The organism is Paenibacillus sp. FSL F4-0097 (assembly GCF_038593125.1).
Lineage (GTDB): Bacteria > Bacillota > Bacilli > Paenibacillales > Paenibacillaceae > Paenibacillus_AQ > Paenibacillus_AQ odorifer.
This window is the reverse complement of record NZ_CP151965.1, coordinates 1,224,869-1,243,222: the sequence shown is the minus strand read 5'-3', so window position 1 is coordinate 1,243,222 and position 18,354 is coordinate 1,224,869. Positions and strand designations below refer to the sequence as shown.

The window sequence follows — 18,354 nt, the reverse complement described above, 5'->3', positions numbered from 1 at the left end:
ACCTTACGACTCCTACCTAAAAACACAACCTGCCCAAGATAAATTTATCCTGAGCAAGGTTGTGTTTTTTATCAGCTTAGGAGGATGCGGGTTTCCCATCGCCCCTTAGTTCCTGTATTTGTCGCTGCAAATTAACGATTTCCGCCACTAGCGCTGCATTTTCCGCCTCAGAATCCACACTGCTACTCTGAATCAGCTGATTCAGACGCAGCTGCAGGAGGGCAAGGTCATCCTCCCGAGCCTGTTCTATACCAGTAAGCAGACAGGTTCTGTCTTTTGCGAAGTATTCAGCATACGTTCCTTGAAAAAACTTTGGTGCCTGAGACGGCTCTAATATCACCAAGCGATTAGCCACTTTAGAGTGAAGATAACGGTCATGCGAGACCATTACTAACCCGCCGGGATACACCATAAGTGCCTCTTCTACTCGTTCCCTAGTGTCAATGTCCAGATAATTAGTGGGTTCATCTAAGACCAATAGATTTGCTTTTCCAAAATACAACTTGAGGAAAGCTACACGGCATTTCTCCCCCAGACTCAAATCCCCAATCCGTTTAAATACATCGTCCCGCGTAAATAAAAAGCAACCCAGAATTGTCCGCGCCTCCGTCTGGGTCATTCCCGGCAGTTCAAGCAAGCTATCCAGAATCGTAGAGTTCATTTCTAAGTTATCTAGCTCTTGTGCAAAATAACCGATTGTCGTCCGTGGATGCAGCCGCACTTCACCTTTTGTAGGCTTATTGATCCCTGCAATCAATTTCAGCAGCGTAGACTTTCCAACACCATTAGGACCCAGAATAGACAATCGGTCTCCCCGGTTTAGCGACAAACTGAAATCCCTAAGAAAAGGCGCACTCCCCTCATAGGCAAACTCTATCTCACGGAGTGTCAGCAAAGAATCTGCCAGAAACTCTTCGCTTTCCAGCTTCATCTTCAGCTTGCCAGTCTCACGGGGCAATTCTACACGGTTCTTATTTAACCGTTCCAGTGCAGCTTCCTTGGCATGGAAACGAGACACATTTTTCTTGGATTTCGAACGCAGAAAATCATTTTGTCCGGCAGCACGATGCGCTTGCTGGAACCATTCTGCATACCGCCTAATGCTCTCCAGCAGCTTCTCCTTTTCTTGCTCCTGCTTTTTATATTGTCCCTCCAATGTTCTCAGCTCTATAGTCTTCTGCTCCCGGTATTGTGTATATCCACCCGAATAACGCCGGCATCCCTCCGGACTAAGCTCCAGCACAGACGTCGCAGTTCGATCAATAAATGTACGATCATGTGATACATAAAACACGGTTCCAGGGTATGTGCACACCCAATGCTCCAACCACTCCATCGTTTCTCCATCTATGTGATTGGTCGGTTCATCCAGAATCAATAGCTTGGGCTGCCGGGCTAATAATGCTGCTAATTGCACCCGTGTCTTTTGCCCTCCACTAAGTGAGGCGTATGGCAAATCCCAGACTGCATGTTCAAGCTTGAGCTGCTTTAGACTTTTTTCCGCTTTGACCTCCCAGCCATATCCATCGAGCTGCAAGTAACGATCGTACACCTCTGTATATTCAGCCAATTCAGTTTCGTTATCAGCATTCTGCTCCTGCAGTCTCTGACTGAGGGCTTCGAGCTGGCGTTTTAATTCAGGCAGCTGTGCTGACCCTGAAAGAACGTAGTCCAATGCGGTTACTTCCCCCGGTACCTCAAGCTGTTGATCGAGCACACCCCATTCTTCAGATGGCAAACCATGATAGATACTTCCCTCTTCAAAAGTAAGCCGACCGATCAGCCCCTTAAGCAGTGTGGTTTTGCCAATCCCGTTTCGTCCGAATAAAAGCACGCGCTCTCCCTCTGCTATCTCAAAGGATACCTCCTTAAATAAAGGGACCCCATTCCATTCCTTACGTAAATTCTTCACTTTAATTACAGTCATCTTTCATTCCTCCGATTTCATTGCAAATAAAAAACCGCAGCCAACGGTCTGCGGTCGAATAGCGTATGAAGGGGGAATGTGCCCAGACATGGATAGACTACGGCCGTGTTCACCTGCTGGATGCAGAGTAAACCAACACAATAGATAGAACTATCCATATAAAAGCATCGTAAGACCCCCGACCGACACACGTATCCCTGACCGTTATCACCCTGCGCGGGTGCTCCGTGACTTGTGCATATGCACTTCACAAACTTTATGGTCTGTTTCAGGAAACGTGTTAGTTATTCATCAGTCGGTGGCCCTCCGTAATTGTCCGTATTTTAGAATAAGTACAGTATATAACAATTTAAATCAGAAATAAAAGGTCAAGAACAATTATAACTTAATCTTTACCACCTGAGTCTGCGCATTCCACTGCACCTGAACAGCAAATAAATCAGGCAGGATACTCAGCGGAATTAGTAATCGGTTATTTTCATTGCGTGACGGTAAAATCGTAATGGATTTCCCATTCACAATAGCCTTATTAGATAATGGCTTATGTGTCACCGTACGATTGCCGATCGTAATTATCAGTGCTCCTGTCCCCGCTTCACTCTGCAAAGTACCACCCAGTAAGGCCACGGATTCTCTCAGCGGAACAAACACACGGGAATTTTCCAATATAAAAGGATCCTTCAGCTTTGTTGTCGTCCCATTGATCTCAAAAGTCCCCGCAAACTTATTACTTCCCACAGAGTACCCGTTTTTAGTTGCAATATTCTCCATAGCCAGTGTGCTCGTTGTAATGATAACTCGAGTATTCTTGGCTACTTTTGGATACAGCCAATGAATATCATCATTATGCATTCGAATACAACCGGCGCTAACATACTTCCCTATCGATGACTCATTATTATTGCCGTGAATCGCATACGTCGTGCCATAGGTCCCGTTCACTTCCAGCCCCAGCCAGCGGTCGCCAAGCGGATTGGCCGGGTCCCCACCGGGAATTTTCTCTTTGTAGTAGGGTCTGTTTTTTACCTTAACCACCATTTTGAAGCTACCTTCTGGCGTCAGTTCCTTCGACTTTCCTGTGGCAACCGGAAAAGTCTTCACCAGCTTGCCGTCACTGAAATACGCGAGTTTGTTTGTTTTTTTGTTCACGATGATCAGATCTGAGCCAGCAGCTTCCACCCTTCCAACTCCTGTAAAGCAAGCAGCGAACAAAAGCCCAAATACAAGCATCAGTTTAATGTTCCGCTGTAAAAAAGTTTGAAACCGGCCTCCCGAAAAGCATAAATTCATCTTGCTCCACCTCCGTTATATAAAGACGAAATCATTTCAAATATGTTGCGTACCAGCCTGTACCTATTCTTTTCAACTCGTCCCCTCCCGCTTGACGCAGAGATTGCAATACTGTAACCAGTGAATGCACGACAAAAAGCCGACCTTTGGATACGCAAAGATCAGCTAACGCATAAACACATAAGTTGCGGACCCTAGAGCCCCTATTTGCAACTTTTTCGCTGTTTTGGGATGCTATCGGACTCCAGAGACCCTATTTGCATCTATTTCGCTGTTTTGAGATCCTATCGGACTCCAGCGCAGTTATTTGCTCAAATACCCTCGAATTCCTTGCTCTTCACGACCAATAGTGTCTCTCGGGTCCGAAACTCGCTCAAAAAGACCTAAAACACGCGAATAGCTGCATCTGAGTCCTTTAGCACAGTTCTACCTTGTTCTTTCCTATGTCTCTATCATTTCTGCCCTATGTCTCATACATTACTGCCCTACGTCTCATACATTACTGCCCTACATCTCATACACTTCTGCCCTATGTCTCATACATTTCCGCCCTACGTCTCATACATTTCCGCCCTACGTCTCATACATTACTGCGTCCGCTCATTTGCCCGTTACCGTTAGCACAGTTACCTACCACATCTGCACCAAAACTCCACCATTTTTCCACCACTTCTCCACCACTTCTCCACCACTTCTCCACCACATCTCTACCACATCTCCACCACATCTCCACCACATCTCCACCACATCTCCACCACATCTCCACCACGCTCCGCTCCAGTCCCAGACTAACTGCGCTGCACATTTACCCGTATCCCATTCTACCGAAGCTCAACGCACCAGCCCCCAAACTAACTACGGTTTTACCATCGAAGATCAGCTAGCGCATAAGCACATTAGTTGCGGACTCCAGAGACCCTATTTGCAACAAATCCGCTGTTTTGAGATGCTATCGGACTCCAGCGCAGTTATTTGCTCTAAACACCTCGAATTCCTTACTTTTCACGACCAATAAGGTCTCTCGGGTCCGAAACTCGCTCAAAAAGACCTAAAACACGCGAATAGCTGCATTTGAGTCCGTTAGCAAACTAGTTCATTTTTGATTGGTAGTTAGTTAGTTAGTTCGTTTTTAGTTCGTTTTTAGTTCGTTTTTAGTTGGTTTTTCGTTCGTTTCTTGTTTCATTTCTGGGTTAGTTACTAGTTCGTCCCCAGTACATTTCTGGTTAGTTTCTAGTTCGTTTCTTATTAGCTCCTACTCGTCTCTACCTCCTCCCTATCTCTTTGCCAGCTCATTTCTACTCCCCTCCGCTCTTCCGTTCTTTCATTCCGATCTTCCGTTTTCCCCTCCCATTCTGCCGTTCTCCCCTTCCGCTCTTCCGTTTTCCCCTCCACCCCCACTACACACAGAAAAAGCCTTGATTCTCTTAATAGAGAATCAAGGCTTTCTAAATTGACCTTACACCCACCACATACCCTGAGGTTGGTCATGAATAAGAATGGATTGCAAATTGGTTACTGCACGTTGGAAGCCTTCGTCAACCGTCATAAGAGGGTCTTCATGCTCGATGCTCACCACGTAATCATAACCGTAAGTGCGCAGCGCGCTCATGATATCTGACCACTCAGATATGCTGTGCCCACAACCAACGGAGCGGAAGGTCCATGCGCGGGTCTGCACATCGCCATAAGGTTGCATATCGGTCAAACCATACATATTGATGTTGTCCTGATCCAAGTAAGTATCCTTGGCATGGAAATGGTGAATCGCGCCAGCTTTACCGAGAATCTTAATAGCACCTACAGGATCAATACCTTGCCACCACAGATGGCTCGGATCCAGATTGGCTCCAATAGCATCGCAGGTTGCTTCTCTAAGCTTCAAAATCGTATAAGGGGTATGGCACAGGAAGCCGCCATGCAGCTCGATGCCGATCTTAACGCCATGCTCCTCGGCCAGCTTGCCGATTTCCTTCCAGTAAGGGATCAGCTTATGTTCCCACTGCCAGGTTTTGATGTCGCTGTACACGGTAGGCCAAGGCGTGACTGGCCAGTTCGGTGCTTTTGCCTCATCGCTGTCCCCAGCCGTTCCCGAAAAGGTGTTCACGACCTTAACACCCATGAGTGAAGCCAGCTTGATCGATTTACGGAGAATTTCATCTCCAGCGCGGGCTTCTTCTTTATCTGGTGAAATCGGGTTATTATGGCAACTGAAGGCACTGATCATAATGCCACGTTTCGTGAACTTTTCCAAATATTCTTGACGTGCTGACTCGCTGGCAAGCAGCTCATCTGTCGGACAGTGAGCATTACCGGGATTACCACCCGAGCCGATTTCTACCGCATTCAAACCTGCGGCGGCGATTTTATCTAACATCTCGTCAAGACTCAAGCTTCCAAATACAGGATCAAATACGCCTAATTTCATTTATACGACCACCTTTTCTTTGATAGGCTCTAAGGCTTCAGAATGTCCGTAAACCGGATAGTCACGTTTCGTTGGGGCACACCAGTTCACGCCATTGATGATAACTTTTTGAATATCCTTGTTGTAATAGGTTGGGTAAGATTCATGACCAGGCTGGAAATAAAAGATCTTACCGCTGCCTCTACGGTAGGTCGATCCGCTTGGGAAGACGTTGCCGCCTTCGAACCAGCCGACAAATACAAGACTCTCTGGTGCTGGCACATCAAAATGCGCACCGTACATTTCCTCTTGCTCCAAGTCGATGTATTCACCAATGCCCTCAGCAATCGGGTGACTTGGGTCCATGACCCACAGGCGCTCCTTCTCCTCAGCTTCACGCCATTTCAGATCGCAGCTGGTGCCCATTAATTTCATAAAGATTTTGGACATATGGCCCGAATGAAGCACTACAAGTCCCATACCTTGCAGCACTCGCGCATGTACACGGTTTACAATCTCATCACTTACTTCATGATGGGCGATATGTCCCCACCAGATCAGTACATCCGTGTTATCCAATACCTCTTGCGTCAGTCCATGCTCTGGTTCATCCAGCGTAGCTGTCTTAGTGTCCAGTCCTGCTTCTTGAAGGAAGCTGGCCAGTTGTCCATGAATACCTTGCGGATAGACCTTAAGAATTCTTTCTTCCTGCCGTTCATGACGGAATTCATTCCATACGGTTACTCTTGTCACTTGGGACACACTCCTAGTTCATATTTATCTATGACCATCGAATTTGCTTAATTATTCAAAAAACACAGGCATTCCAGTTTCAGAGGATTTATAAATAGCCTCCAAGATGCGAGTCACAACCAACGCCTGCTCCGGCTTCACTACAGGTTCGGTGTCATTTACAATGCTGTCAATCCACTGAGCTGCCTCTATCATCGCAGGATCATCTCCCGCACCATCATAAAAGTCGACGCCACCGGCATCCAGACCGATATGCTTTTCAAAGGTTTTACCGTAGGCTTCTCCGTTAATGCGCAGACCGTTCTCCATATCTGCTCCGCCTTCAGTCCCACAAAGTACCGTTTTGGCCTCACCGACATCGAGTGTATTCAGTGCCCAGCTTGCTTCTAAGACGATGGTAGCCCCATTCTCCATAGTGATGAATCCAATGGCGGAATCCTCAACTGTAAACTTCTCAGGATCCCACGGGCCCCAAGCATTTGCAGCATTTTTACGACCGGACAGCTTATGATAAGCGTTGCCCACGACATATTTAGGTTTGTAATTATCCATCATCCACAGGGTCAAATCGAGCGCATGGGTGCCGATATCAATCAACGGACCGCCGCCTTGCGCTTCTTCATCCAAAAACACACCCCAAGTTGGGACAGCGCGACGACGGATAGCCTTAGCTCTGGCGTAATAGATCTCACCAAGCTCATTATTCTCACATACCGCATGCAGATAAGCTGAATCTGGTCTGAAACGGTTCTGATAACCGATGGTCAGCTTTTTCCCAGTTCGCTCTGAGGCCTCGATCATCGCTTGTGCTTCTGCCGTGGTTTTAGCCATCGGCTTCTCACACATTACGTGTTTGCCTGCTTCCATAGCCGCAATGGAAATCTCCGCATGGGAAATGTTCGGCGTACATACATGAATCACATCTATACTTGCATCGTTAAGAAGCTCTTTATAATCTGTGTAAACTACGGACTGCTCATCTCCAAACTCCGCTTTTGCCTTCTCGGCACGTTCAGCGACGATATCACAAAAAGCAACCATTCGCGCACCTTCTACTTTTTTTAACGCGGGCATGTGCTTGCCGTTCGCAATACCTCCGCAGCCGATAATTCCTACTGTTAAAGTCATTCTGGTCTAACCTCCACTTATTCCTGTTTTGATATCTCTATCATACAAAGCTGAGGAAGGGCTTTCTTCCTGCAATCTTGCTGTATTATTCCCGAATATTGTCTTGTGGTATTTCAGCGGGGATATCCCCGTTGCTTCCTTGAAAAAATGATGGAAGGTCTTCACGCTGCCAAACCCGGCTGCTTCCGCCACGGCAGACATCGGCAGATCTTCATTGATCAAGATCCATTTGGCTTTGTTAAGCCGGTATTCATTTAAGAACGCGATAAAGGTCATGCCCGTGTTTTTCTTGAACAATTTGGTGAAATAATAAGGACTAAAACCCATATAATTAGCTACCTCATTCAGCGAAATAGCCTCCTGATAATGCTGCTCCACATAAATAAAAATCCGCTCTAGTCTTTCCAGTGTTTCTCTGGATTGATTCAGTGTATCTTCCGAGAACTTAGGCTGTTTCTTGATCGGACTCTTTGGCACCTCCCGTAAAATAACGGTCAGCAGTTCAAACAATCTAGCCTTGATTAGAAAAACATACCCTTCTCTTCGCTGTACATCTTCCTCGTAAATACTCTCAATCAGCCCTTTGACCTTCGCGGCAGTTGCCACGGGCCATCTTGAACTGGAATACTCCATAAGCGTAAAGACCTCACGAAGTGAGTAGTCATTACCGTTCAAAGCGGCTACTTCCTGGAACAAATTCAGGTCAAATTGAATCACTACCCGTTCACTCTCAGGTGAAGAGAGAAAATAATGCACATCCCCACCATTGATAAACTGAACCTCGCCCTGCTCCATGTGAATAGGGGTATCGTTAATTCCCAGATTCAGGCTTCCTTTGGTAACATAGATAATTTCAATTTCTTTATGCCAATGCGGATAACACAACGTATCACCATTGCAGAGTAAACTGCGGTAAGGAAAGTGCTTATCTACATCCGGAATCTCGAGATAAATATTCATAAATGCAACTCCTTATCCGAGTAAATCATTAAAACCAGGGCTTGCATGCCATATTTTAAAATTTTACGTAAGCGTTTACTCTCTAAATGTTAGACCTCCAATATTCTTTTGTCAATTCCGATATTTCTAAGTAAATTTTTGGTATATACATCGGTATCATTCCTATTAAAAGATTACTGCTCTTGCGTAGTTTTGATCATTTTTTTATTTTTTAAGTACAGTTGACAAAAGCGCCTACCAGCATTTATATTCGGGGTAAGCGTTTACGTTCTCTTCCTTCATAACTTACTCTCATCAGCGTAAGCGTTTAATTCAAGGATAACCGTAGTTTAAGGAGCTCATAGGAATGAACCCAACGATTAAAGATGTTGCACAGAAAGCGAACGTTTCCATTGCCACAGTCTCTCGCGTGCTAAACAATTTAAGTGGGTATTCGGACAAAACGAAACAAAAGGTAAATGAGGCGATCAAAGAAATTGGTTATCAACCCAATGCGATTGCCCGGGGTCTAATCAATAAGCGTACACAGACCATTGGTGTTATGTTCCCTAGTGTTTCTGGTGCCTTCTCTTCCGATCTGCTCAAAGGTATTGAAGAATTGGCCAATGACCGGAACTACAGTGTGATGGTATGCAATACCGATCAGGACGGTAAAAGAACGTTGAAGTATTTGCAGCTCCTGAGAGAGAAACAGGTTGATGGCATTATTTTTTCGAGTGAAGTCCTTAAGAAAGAATATTACGATGTGCTAGAAACCATGAGGATCCCCGTTGTACTGGTCTCTTCCCAAACAGAATTCGCCAAGGTCCCTTATGTGAAAGTAGATGATTATCGAGCTGCTTTTGACGCTATCCTCTACTTAATTTCAAAAGGTCACCGCAAAATAGCCATGATTAGTGGGAACCCTAGCGATCTTATCGCTGGTGCGCCAAGAGCAGAAGGTTACAAGCATGCGCTTGAAGCAAATGGCATTCCTTTTGACAGCCGCTATCTTGCTTACGGAGATTTTTTGTATGAGAGCGGAAGTATAGCTATGGAGACTCTTTTGGAGCAAGCGCCTGATGTGACTGCCGTTTTTGCTGCTAGTGATGAAATGGCGATTGGTGCCCTCTCCACCGTTATCAAAAATGGTCTAAGCGTGCCCGAGGATATCTCCATTATGGGATATGACGATCTTGGATTAGCCAAAATGGTTATTCCGCCTTTAACAACAGTACGCCAACCGCTGTACGATATTGGAAAGATCGCCGTGGAGAAGCTCATTCAGATGATTGAAACAGGCGAGTCTGTGAACAGCCAGATTGTCGATCACACAATTGTGGAAAGACAAACGGTAAGATCGCTTACCTAAGTCTTTTTATCAATATTACGTAAACGTTTACTGTCTCTTTTATGGCATACCCGTCGCTTAGAAGAACATGCATATCATTTAAATCTGCAATCAACGTAAACGTTTACTCTTACCAAATTCACCATAATACCAACACATTATTAGGAGGATTTATCATGAAAAAAACAATTAAACCCGTAGTGGTTAGCGTACTGGCTATGTCCGTACTTAGTGCCTGTGGTAGCAATGCGGCTGACAACAGCGCAAATAGTGGTGGAAATGCCTCCTCCGGTGAAAAGGTAAAAGTCGAGTTTTTCCAAAATAAAACCGAAGCCAAAGCCACCTTCAACAAGCTGGTTGCGAAATTCAATGAAGCCAATCCAAATATTGTTGTCACACAGGTTAACCCGCCAGATGCTGAAACGGTATTGAAAACTCGTGCAGCGAAAAAAGATATTCCTGACGTGGTAGGGATCGGAGCAACTGACACCTACAAGACGTTATCTGGCAGCGGTCTTTTTGAAGATTTCACAGGCGATCCACTTGCTGAGAATATCCAGCCAGCATATCTCCAAATGCTGAAAGACCTGACAGGTTCGGAAGAACTGAATGGTCTTCCATTCTCTTCAAACGCAAGTGGTGTCATTTACAATAAAGCGATGTTCGCTGAAGCCGGTGTGACTGTTCCAACTACTTGGGATGAGTTCATGGCTGTCGCTCAAAAGTTCAAGGACAGCGGTAAAAATGCTTTTTACCTGACACTGAAGGATTCATGGACAACACTTACGCCGTTCAACTCCCTTTCCACGATCATTAAAGGGAATGATTTCTTCAAGGAGCGTGCGGCAGGTACTGTAACCTTCTCAGACAGCTTTAACGAGGTTGCTGAAAAGCTGCTTAAGCTGACGGAATACGGACAAAAAGATATTTTTGGTAAAGGCTACAATGACGGAAACACAGCATTCGCTAAAGGTGAATCCGCAATGTACCTGCAAGGCGTATGGGCGATCCCAGAAATCGTGAAAGCCAATCCATCCATTGAACTTGGCGTATTCCCATTCCCAGCGACAAATAATGCTGCCGATAACAAGGTCATTTCTGGCGTAGATACATTACTGACGATTTCCAAGAACACTAAACATAAAGAAGAAGCAAAGAAATTCGTAGACTTCCTGCTTCAACCTGAGAATGTTAGCCTATACATCAATGAGCAAAAAGCATTCCCAGCTGTACAAGGTGTAACACAAGATGATCCAACAATGGATGGCTTTAAAGAAGCGTTTACCGCTGGCAACTTGGCTGACTTTGCTGACCACTACATCCCAAGTGCAATGAAAGTGGATACCATCAACCAATCCTTCTTGCAAAAGAAAGACATTAAAGCTTACCTAGAACAGCTTGATAAGGAATGGGATAAAGTAGCTAACCGGAAATAAACTGATCAGACAAACATGAACCGCGAAAGAGAATGGGGCTTCCCCTCTTCTCTTTCGCTTTTACAATGAGGAGGATTACATGATGGCCAAACGCCGAGTCGCCTTTTATCTGATGACTATACCGGCATTACTTCTTTTCTTTGCCTTCCATACCTTTCCTGCAATCCAGGGTATATATTATTCGTTCACGAACTGGGACGGCTTTAGTGACAGCTTTGATTACGTAGGATTTAAGAACTTCATTAACATTTTTCAAGATGAAAATGTGTTGAATTCATATGTGTTCACTTTTAAATATGCCATTCTAACCACTATTCTTATCAACATTATCAGCTTGTTGATTGCGCTTGGACTTAACGCCAAAATTAAAGCTAAAAACTTTTTCCGTGGCGTGTATTTCTTACCGAATATCCTCAGCGTATTGATTGTTGGTTTTATTTTTAACTACTTGTTCGCTAATGTATTCCCTATTTGGGGTGCGAAGCTCGGCAGCGAATTCCTATCACAGAACATTCTCGGTAACTCGGACTGGGCTTGGATCGGTATCGTCATTGTAGCCGTTTGGCAGGGGATTGCTTATAACACGATTCTCTATCTCGCGGGCCTTCAAACCATTCCTCATGATCTTTACGAAGCTTCCAATCTGGACGGCGCTAGCCGCTGGAGAGAATTCTGGAGCATTACGTTCCCAATGCTTGCTTCCTTCTTCACCATCAATATGGTGCTCGCGATGAAGGGCGGTCTAATGGTATTCGACCAAATCGTTGCCTTGACAGGCGGGGGTCCAGGTCGTTCAACGCAATCCATTGCCCACTTAATCTACACAGGCGGCTTCCAAGGCGGAGAATTTGCCTATCAATCGGCGAACGCCGTGATTTATTTTATCGTGATTGTCGTTATCTCCGCCCTTCAGCTTAAATTTCTGCAGAAACGGGAGATGGACTTATGATCAAAAAATCAACCAACTGGCCTGTAACGATTCTTATCGCCCTAGGCTCACTACTGATCCTGTTTCCGCTGTACATGACCATTGCCATCGCACTCAAGAATCCCGAGGAAATGGCTCAATCTATCTTCTCGCTGCCAACTGGCCTGCATTTTGAGAACTTCTCCAATGCGATTAAAGCAACGAATTTCTTCAATGCATTAGGAAATAGTACCGTGATTACCGTTACAACAGTCGTGTTCATATTGCTTACCAACTCCATGGTAGCCTATGCTATTGCACGTAATATGAAGCGAAGATTTTTCAAAGTGCTGTACTTCTATTTTATCAGCGCAATGTTTATCCCTTTCCAGATTATCATGCTGCCTGTGGTCAAAGTGACTACGGATCTACACATGAACAACATTGTAGGGATTATTATTCTATACGTCGTTTATGGTCTGGCCTTTAACGTGTTTGTTTACACCGGTTATATCCGTTCCATTCCGTATGAACTGGAAGAAGCGGCTACAGTAGACGGCGCATCGACCTTTGGAACGTTCTGGAAGATTATTTTTCCACTTCTTGCTCCTGTTAGTGCAACGATCGGTATCCTGTCTTGTCTATCCACTTGGAATGACTTTATGCTACCGCTGGTTCTGCTCGGCGATCAGGATTCCTACACACTTCCGCTGGTACAATATGTATTCCAGGGGCAGTTCAGTACAGATTTCAACTTAGCTTTCGCTTCATATTTGCTCGCATTAACCCCGATGCTCATCGTCTATTTGTTCGCACAAAAATGGATTATCAGCGGACTTACATCAGGGTCCATTAAATAAAATAGCTAGATCTATATAGAGATAGGAGATTACAACCTTGGATAAAAAATGGTGGAAAGAAAGCGTAGTGTATCAAATTTACCCTCGCAGCTTTAAAGACAGTAACGGGGATGGCATTGGTGATCTGCAAGGGATTATCTCGAAACTCGATTATTTAAATCATCTTGGTGTCGACGTGGTGTGGCTGTGCCCAGTGTACCAGTCGCCTAATGACGATAACGGTTATGATATCAGTAATTATCAAAGTATTATGGATGATTTCGGAACGCTCTCCGATTGGGAGGAACTGCTTGCTGGTCTTCACAGCCGTGGCATGAAGCTGATTATGGACCTTGTGGTCAACCATTCCTCAGATGAGCATGCTTGGTTCGTAGAGTCCCGCAAATCGCAGGATAATCCTTATCGTGATTATTATATCTGGCGTCCGGGTAAAGACGGACAGCCGCCGAACGACTGGGGCTCCTTCTTCAGTGGATCAGCTTGGGAATACGATGAGAAATCGGAGGAATATTACCTCCATCTCTTCTCCCGTAAACAACCTGATCTAAATTGGGACAATCCAAAGCTCCGCAAGGAAATCTACGATATGATGACCTGGTGGCTGGATAAAGGAATTGACGGCTTCCGCATGGACGTAATCAACCTGATCTCCAAAGTACCGGAATTACCTAGCGTTTCTGGGGAAAGTAACGGAGAACAGCCTACGTACCACTTCGGTGGAGACTATTTCGTTAACGGTCCACGCGTACATGAGTATATGCAGGAAATGAACCGTGAGGTGCTATCCAAGTACGATATCATGACCGTGGGTGAAGCCGTTAATGTCACTCCAGAAGAAGCTTCACTGTATGTTTCCGAGGATCGTAACGAGCTGAACATGGTATTCCATTTCGAGCTCATGGACGTCGATTCTGGTCCTGGAGGTAAATGGAATGTACAGCCTTGGAAGCTGGCGGACATTAAGTCCATTATTTCCAAGTGGCAAGTCGCACTCGACGGTAAGGGTTGGAACAGCTTGTATATGAACAACCATGATCAGCCACGTATGCTATCCCGCTTTGGTGATGATAAGCTGTTCCCGAAAGAGTCTGGCAAAATGCTAGCAACACTGCTTCACACGCTCCAAGGTACACCTTACATCTATCAAGGTGAAGAAATCGGCATGACAAATGTTCAATTTGCTTCCATCGATGACTACAAGGATATTGAAATTGTAAATATGTATAAGGAATACTTGGCTGCCGGACACTCGGAAGAAAAAATCATGAATTCCATTTACATCAAAGGTCGGGACAATGGCCGTACGCCGATGCAATGGAACTCGGAACCGCAGGCAGGCTTCACTACCGGCAATCCGTGGTTGGCTGTGAACCCTAACTACAAAGATATCAACGTAGAGAAGGCACTGGCTGATCCCGATTCTATTTTCCACTACTATAAGAAGCTAATTGAACTGCGTAAGCAGCATGAGATTATCGTATACGGAAACTATACAATCTTGGCCGAGGAGAATGAGCAGGTATACGCTTATCTACGTACTCTTGGAGAAGAACAGCTACTGGTTGTATTGAATTTCTTCGGAGAGCCTACGACTTTCGAACTTCCTTCTACTGTGAAATTCCAAGCGAAGGAATTGCTTATTGCCAACTACGAAATAAATCCAGAAGAAGAACTAAACACAATTCAGCTTCGTCCTTATGAAGCTCGTGTATATAAGCTTAAATAATTTAAATAAGGAAGAAGTCCTCGCGACTTCTTCCTTTTTTTGATACTACTCTGTCTGAAGTTGATTCACTGACATTAATTCCAAATCATCAGCATCAATTTGGCCGTCCCCGTTCAAATCTAATATATATGGAAATTGTTCTGGATCGTCTCCTAATGAACGGTCTAGTTGTCCCCTAAGCAAAGACAAACCTGATCCATGAACGAGATGACCATCAATTAAAGCTGCTTTCCCCGCTTTATCAATAAACAGGGAGTGCCCGTCATACAACACCAGTTGCATCCCTTCATCTTCAATCATCAATACACGAAGTACGTCCGTTCGTCCTGTATACTTCGCAACTGATTTGACTGTAAAGCCGGACGCCTCTGCATTAGGCTCGATTTTACTAACGAAGTAGACCCAGTCTCCTTCTTTATAGGATACAGGAAGTGTACTGTCCGTTACTTGAACAGTAATCTTATCGCTGTTGGCGAACTGAACGATATTTCCGTTGTTCGCGGAAGAACGAACATTCGTTGGATCCCATAACGCTTTTGAATACAAATCGTCCATAATTTTTCCGGGTGTAGTAACAAATCCTGTGCTTAGCGCCCCCTCATCTGCAGTGGATAACCATGTCGGCTTGGCTGCTCCTCCAGCGGGTGCATTCTCCGCCTTCAACATCGGGAATCCGGTAATTCTGGCCGTCCCCGCCACAAAAGCAGGTGCTGATACAGAACCGCTATCCTGAGCTAAATCGAGCAGTGGCGTACCGTCCGTGCCGTAAAGACCATTAATACGAATCCGATCAAGCTCATTCTCCCCCGGAATATACACCCGATTTGGTACAGACATATATGGCAAGCCGATCAGTTCACCAAGTGATAAATAGCTTTGAGCAGATCCGAACCGGACCGCTAAAAGATTATATAACGATTTGCCGTCGGTGATGTAATATTGCTTCGTCAAATTAACTCCATTCGCTGTCGTACCTTCATCTTGGTGTACATAATAAGAAGGAAGCTCGTGACTCACTGTAAGCTGTTTGATATCATCGTATTTCCAGTTTCCGTCAGCCCCTTTTGCATACCAACCGTTCACCCGATCGATTTTTGGGAAGCCTGGTTTATCGGGATCATCCTTTCCGGTATCGTGCAGGCTCTCCATGAAATCGGTGCCGGATACAGAAATATTAAGCGGCTGCTTGGAATCGGCTTTAAAATAAATCGATACCTCTCCTTTGCGCATGCTGCTATCTTCCAGCTTCTGCTGCTGAGTACGATCCCACGGATATCGCTTGATTGTTTCGTACATTTGCAGCGGACCATGTACCGCTAGATGTCCCAAATTGGCTGTATCCCCGTATGACATTACAGGAGAGCCGAACGATTTGATCAAAAAACGACCGAGATCCGCTTGCAGTGCATGACCCCAGTACGAAAGCCCTGAAAAGTTCCCCATATTATAAGCTGAGCTGCCGCCCTCGTTATGCCGTGATCCCGCAAAAATCCACCCATCCGCAGACATGCGAATGTTGAAATAGTTCGCCATTTCCAAGCCATCCTGATATAGCAGTTCCTTCACATCACCATAACCAGCATCCTGATCGGGAAGAGCCTGCATAATACCGGCTAAGTCGCTTAACGAAACGCCCGCATAACTCACGTCAAATCCATTAACTTCGTAAAAAATATCATAACCATCGATATTTTGCCGCGCGGCCTTGCGCATGCCACCAGACACTATCGGGAGATTTGTGCCGTCGATGCCTGCCGCATAATAATCGCGAATTTCTCTTTTCAACGCATCATCTTGAACCAGGTTCGCCATCTGAATCCCACCTAACAAAGCGACAAGTGATTGGTTCATAGACTGCTGTGTATTGAATTGGCTTACCCGAGTGAGCCAATTCCACATTGACAAAGCTTTCTCCTTGGCGTCCTCCATTTGCTGTGGCGTAAACAAGTCGTCTCCATACTCGATAGCCGTAGCCAAGTTATGCAGACCAAAGGCTGTCGTTGGATAATCTGCACCTGTAGTAGCACCACTTACGCTGTATGGAACATAAGCTGCCCCACTGTTAGCCTGACCGGGCATTAACTTACTTGCATTAGCAATATTATCGATTGCAGTGACTCTACTATTTAAATAAAAATCAAGTCCGTCTCTAGCACGTTTGGCAAGCATCTCGTCTGTTTTGCCGCCGCGGACCCAGTTGAAAGCGAGCAGCCCTATCGTGCCGAAGCCCGCCTCCGTACTGCTGGCCTGTTGATCTACACCAATGTATGAGACATTATCAAAAACTACCGTGCCTTGGGCATGATTGCTCCGCAGTTCGATCCGCACATAATAAACGGGATATGGAGTATCAAAGACGCCATTGATCTCCATCCACTCTCCCCCTGTCGAATCTCCATAAAAGCTCTGGCTGCCGATTTGCTCCTTCCTTTGATTAAGATAGATAAGACGAGCTTCTACGCCATGTTCTTCGGTAGAGGTAAAACCCGGTTCTGTTTTGTACTTCACGTTGAAAATGCGATAATCCCCACCAAACTGCCGCGTCCCGTTACCAGATGCGGACAGCGTATTGCTCAGTAGAGCGACAGCCGAGGTGGATGAGGACACAATCCAGCCACCCTTTCCACTATAACCTCCAGCGACCGACGGTGTTATGGAATCCACCGATCCGCTTTCTGTCACCGGCATCCATGAAGCAGACGATTCAAATCCGGCGTTCGGAACTGCTGCTGTTCCTTTCGTTGCATATGGAATCTGATCGCTTCCAACCGATGTGTTCACACGCATCAGACGGACACCATCCCACATTACGGTTCCTTTACTCTCATCCAAGCCTACTTGCACAATAATGCCAGCAGGCTGCTGTGGAGGAACCGTCACAAGCCCGCGAATCTCTTGCCAGTCTACCGCATTGGATGCAGCATTGGATGCAGCATTGAACACATAAGGGTCTCCAATCGGGGTACCACCCTGATCCACAAATGTCACTTTGCCATAAATTCCCCGACCTTGTGGTGTTGTCATAACCTGATCCGCTTTATAAAAAGCGCTGAAAATCATCAGGCTGCCAGGCTTTAGCGTTACATCAGCGGGATTTGTGTAGTCCACCAAAACATGTAGCGGATTACTTATATGCTGTACGAGCGCAGCACTGCCAAATGAATGCGCTGTCATTTCAAAGTAACTCTTACCCTCCAGAGCCGCAGAAACATCCTGTTGCCAAGCGACACTTACCTGTTCTGGTGCTCCTTCGGCTTCGTCAATAATACTCCAGCCTTCCGCTATGCCAGATGCGCCAGACTCAAAACCGTAATTATCTGTAACGTTTCCTGCGGTTAAGGTATCTCCTGTGACATATACTTTTTGCGGATAATTGTCAAAACGTCCATCAGGCTGCTGATTGGCAATTAGGTTCTGTTCAAAAAAGTCCAGCATTACTTCACTTCTGGCCAAATCAGGATAGACATTGTCTACCCTATCGTAATAGATCGGTGTGTCCTGTGTCATGGTCGTTAGCCCGACAGCTTCCACTGCCGGACTAACGGCAGTGATTGTAAGCAGTATGGTGAGTACCAGCGAGTACCACCGTTTGCTTGGGTTTCGTTTCAATCTATCCTTCATAGTTGACCTCCC

13 protein-coding genes are annotated in these 18,354 nt (G+C 45.5%); 5 read left to right on the top strand and 8 right to left on the bottom strand.

The window, feature by feature from the left end:
* Positions 1 to 76: 76 nt before the first annotated feature.
* The 7 genes from abc-f to MHH86_RS05330 form a co-directional block, all read right to left on the bottom strand.
* Positions 77 to 1,927 carry an ABC-F type ribosomal protection protein gene (gene abc-f / locus MHH86_RS05360; protein ID WP_076316916.1) on the bottom strand — a complete coding sequence of 617 codons (1,851 nt, stop codon included), beginning with the start codon at positions 1,925 to 1,927 and terminating at the stop codon, positions 77 to 79.
* A gap of 378 nt (positions 1,928 to 2,305) precedes the next feature.
* Entirely contained in the window at positions 2,306 to 3,217 is a 912-nt protein-coding gene (locus MHH86_RS05355) for a L,D-transpeptidase family protein (protein ID WP_076129557.1), read from the bottom strand.
* A gap of 580 nt (positions 3,218 to 3,797) precedes the next feature.
* Complete coding sequence (locus tag MHH86_RS05350; RefSeq protein WP_036680410.1) at positions 3,798 to 4,022, bottom strand: hypothetical protein; 225 nt, start codon at positions 4,020 to 4,022, stop codon at positions 3,798 to 3,800.
* A gap of 651 nt (positions 4,023 to 4,673) precedes the next feature.
* Positions 4,674 to 5,642, bottom strand: a complete 969-nt coding sequence (locus MHH86_RS05345) for a sugar phosphate isomerase/epimerase (RefSeq protein ID WP_036680409.1) — start codon at positions 5,640 to 5,642, stop codon at positions 4,674 to 4,676.
* Positions 5,643 to 6,374 carry a ThuA domain-containing protein gene (locus tag MHH86_RS05340; RefSeq protein WP_036680406.1) on the bottom strand — a complete coding sequence of 244 codons (732 nt, stop codon included), beginning with the start codon at positions 6,372 to 6,374 and terminating at the stop codon, positions 5,643 to 5,645.
* A gap of 51 nt (positions 6,375 to 6,425) precedes the next feature.
* Positions 6,426 to 7,502 (bottom strand): Gfo/Idh/MocA family oxidoreductase, encoded by a 1,077-nt coding sequence (locus tag MHH86_RS05335; RefSeq protein WP_038569004.1) that lies wholly within the window; start codon positions 7,500 to 7,502, stop codon positions 6,426 to 6,428.
* A gap of 6 nt (positions 7,503 to 7,508) precedes the next feature.
* Entirely contained in the window at positions 7,509 to 8,462 is a 954-nt protein-coding gene (locus tag MHH86_RS05330; protein ID WP_052096809.1) for an AraC family transcriptional regulator, read from the bottom strand.
* A gap of 346 nt (positions 8,463 to 8,808) precedes the next feature.
* On the opposite strand from MHH86_RS05330, the gene MHH86_RS05325 reads away from it, so the two are divergent.
* The 5 genes from MHH86_RS05325 to MHH86_RS05305 all read left to right on the top strand — a co-directional run bounded on the left by MHH86_RS05325 (position 8,809) and on the right by MHH86_RS05305 (position 14,721).
* Positions 8,809 to 9,813 (top strand): substrate-binding domain-containing protein, encoded by a 1,005-nt coding sequence (locus MHH86_RS05325; protein WP_036680403.1) that lies wholly within the window; start codon positions 8,809 to 8,811, stop codon positions 9,811 to 9,813.
* A 155-nt stretch (positions 9,814 to 9,968) separates the two neighbouring features.
* Positions 9,969 to 11,228: an extracellular solute-binding protein gene (locus MHH86_RS05320; RefSeq protein WP_036680401.1), complete on the top strand. Its 1,260-nt coding sequence runs from the start codon at positions 9,969 to 9,971 to the stop codon at positions 11,226 to 11,228.
* A gap of 82 nt (positions 11,229 to 11,310) precedes the next feature.
* Positions 11,311 to 12,177 (top strand): sugar ABC transporter permease, encoded by an 867-nt coding sequence (locus tag MHH86_RS05315; RefSeq protein ID WP_036680400.1) that lies wholly within the window; start codon positions 11,311 to 11,313, stop codon positions 12,175 to 12,177.
* The gene (locus MHH86_RS05310) at positions 12,174 to 12,995 is read left to right on the top strand and encodes a carbohydrate ABC transporter permease (RefSeq protein ID WP_170914277.1); all 822 of its coding nucleotides are present in this window, start codon (positions 12,174 to 12,176) and stop codon (positions 12,993 to 12,995) included. Before MHH86_RS05315 ends, MHH86_RS05310 begins: the two co-directional genes overlap by 4 nt.
* Before the next feature lie 37 nt (positions 12,996 to 13,032).
* Positions 13,033 to 14,721 (top strand): alpha-glucosidase, encoded by a 1,689-nt coding sequence (locus MHH86_RS05305; RefSeq protein WP_036680398.1) that lies wholly within the window; start codon positions 13,033 to 13,035, stop codon positions 14,719 to 14,721.
* A gap of 45 nt (positions 14,722 to 14,766) precedes the next feature.
* Here MHH86_RS05305 and MHH86_RS05300 read toward each other — a convergent pair whose 3' ends face one another.
* Complete coding sequence (locus MHH86_RS05300; protein WP_042124678.1) at positions 14,767 to 18,342, bottom strand: hypothetical protein; 3,576 nt, start codon at positions 18,340 to 18,342, stop codon at positions 14,767 to 14,769.
* Between the last annotated feature and the right edge of the window lie 12 nt (positions 18,343 to 18,354).

Excerpts from the sequence above, each read along its gene's own strand:
- MHH86_RS05355 (WP_076129557.1), bottom strand. The coding sequence starts at position 3,217 with ATGAATTTATGCTTTTCGGGAGGCCGGTTTCAAACTTTTTTACAGCGG.
- MHH86_RS05330 (WP_052096809.1), bottom strand. The coding sequence starts at position 8,462 with ATGAATATTTATCTCGAGATTCCGGATGTAGATAAGCACTTTCCTTAC.
- MHH86_RS05315 (WP_036680400.1), top strand. The coding sequence starts at position 11,311 with ATGGCCAAACGCCGAGTCGCCTTTTATCTGATGACTATACCGGCATTA.
- MHH86_RS05300 (WP_042124678.1), bottom strand. The coding sequence starts at position 18,342 with ATGAAGGATAGATTGAAACGAAACCCAAGCAAACGGTGGTACTCGCTG.
- MHH86_RS05320 (WP_036680401.1), top strand. The coding sequence starts at position 9,969 with ATGAAAAAAACAATTAAACCCGTAGTGGTTAGCGTACTGGCTATGTCC.
- MHH86_RS05350 (WP_036680410.1), bottom strand. The coding sequence starts at position 4,022 with ATGTGCAGCGCAGTTAGTCTGGGACTGGAGCGGAGCGTGGTGGAGATG.
- MHH86_RS05335 (WP_038569004.1), bottom strand. The coding sequence starts at position 7,502 with ATGACTTTAACAGTAGGAATTATCGGCTGCGGAGGTATTGCGAACGGC.
- MHH86_RS05345 (WP_036680409.1), bottom strand. The coding sequence starts at position 5,642 with ATGAAATTAGGCGTATTTGATCCTGTATTTGGAAGCTTGAGTCTTGAC.
- abc-f (WP_076316916.1), bottom strand. The coding sequence starts at position 1,927 with ATGACTGTAATTAAAGTGAAGAATTTACGTAAGGAATGGAATGGGGTC.
- MHH86_RS05325 (WP_036680403.1), top strand. The coding sequence starts at position 8,809 with ATGAACCCAACGATTAAAGATGTTGCACAGAAAGCGAACGTTTCCATT.
- MHH86_RS05310 (WP_170914277.1), top strand. The coding sequence starts at position 12,174 with ATGATCAAAAAATCAACCAACTGGCCTGTAACGATTCTTATCGCCCTA.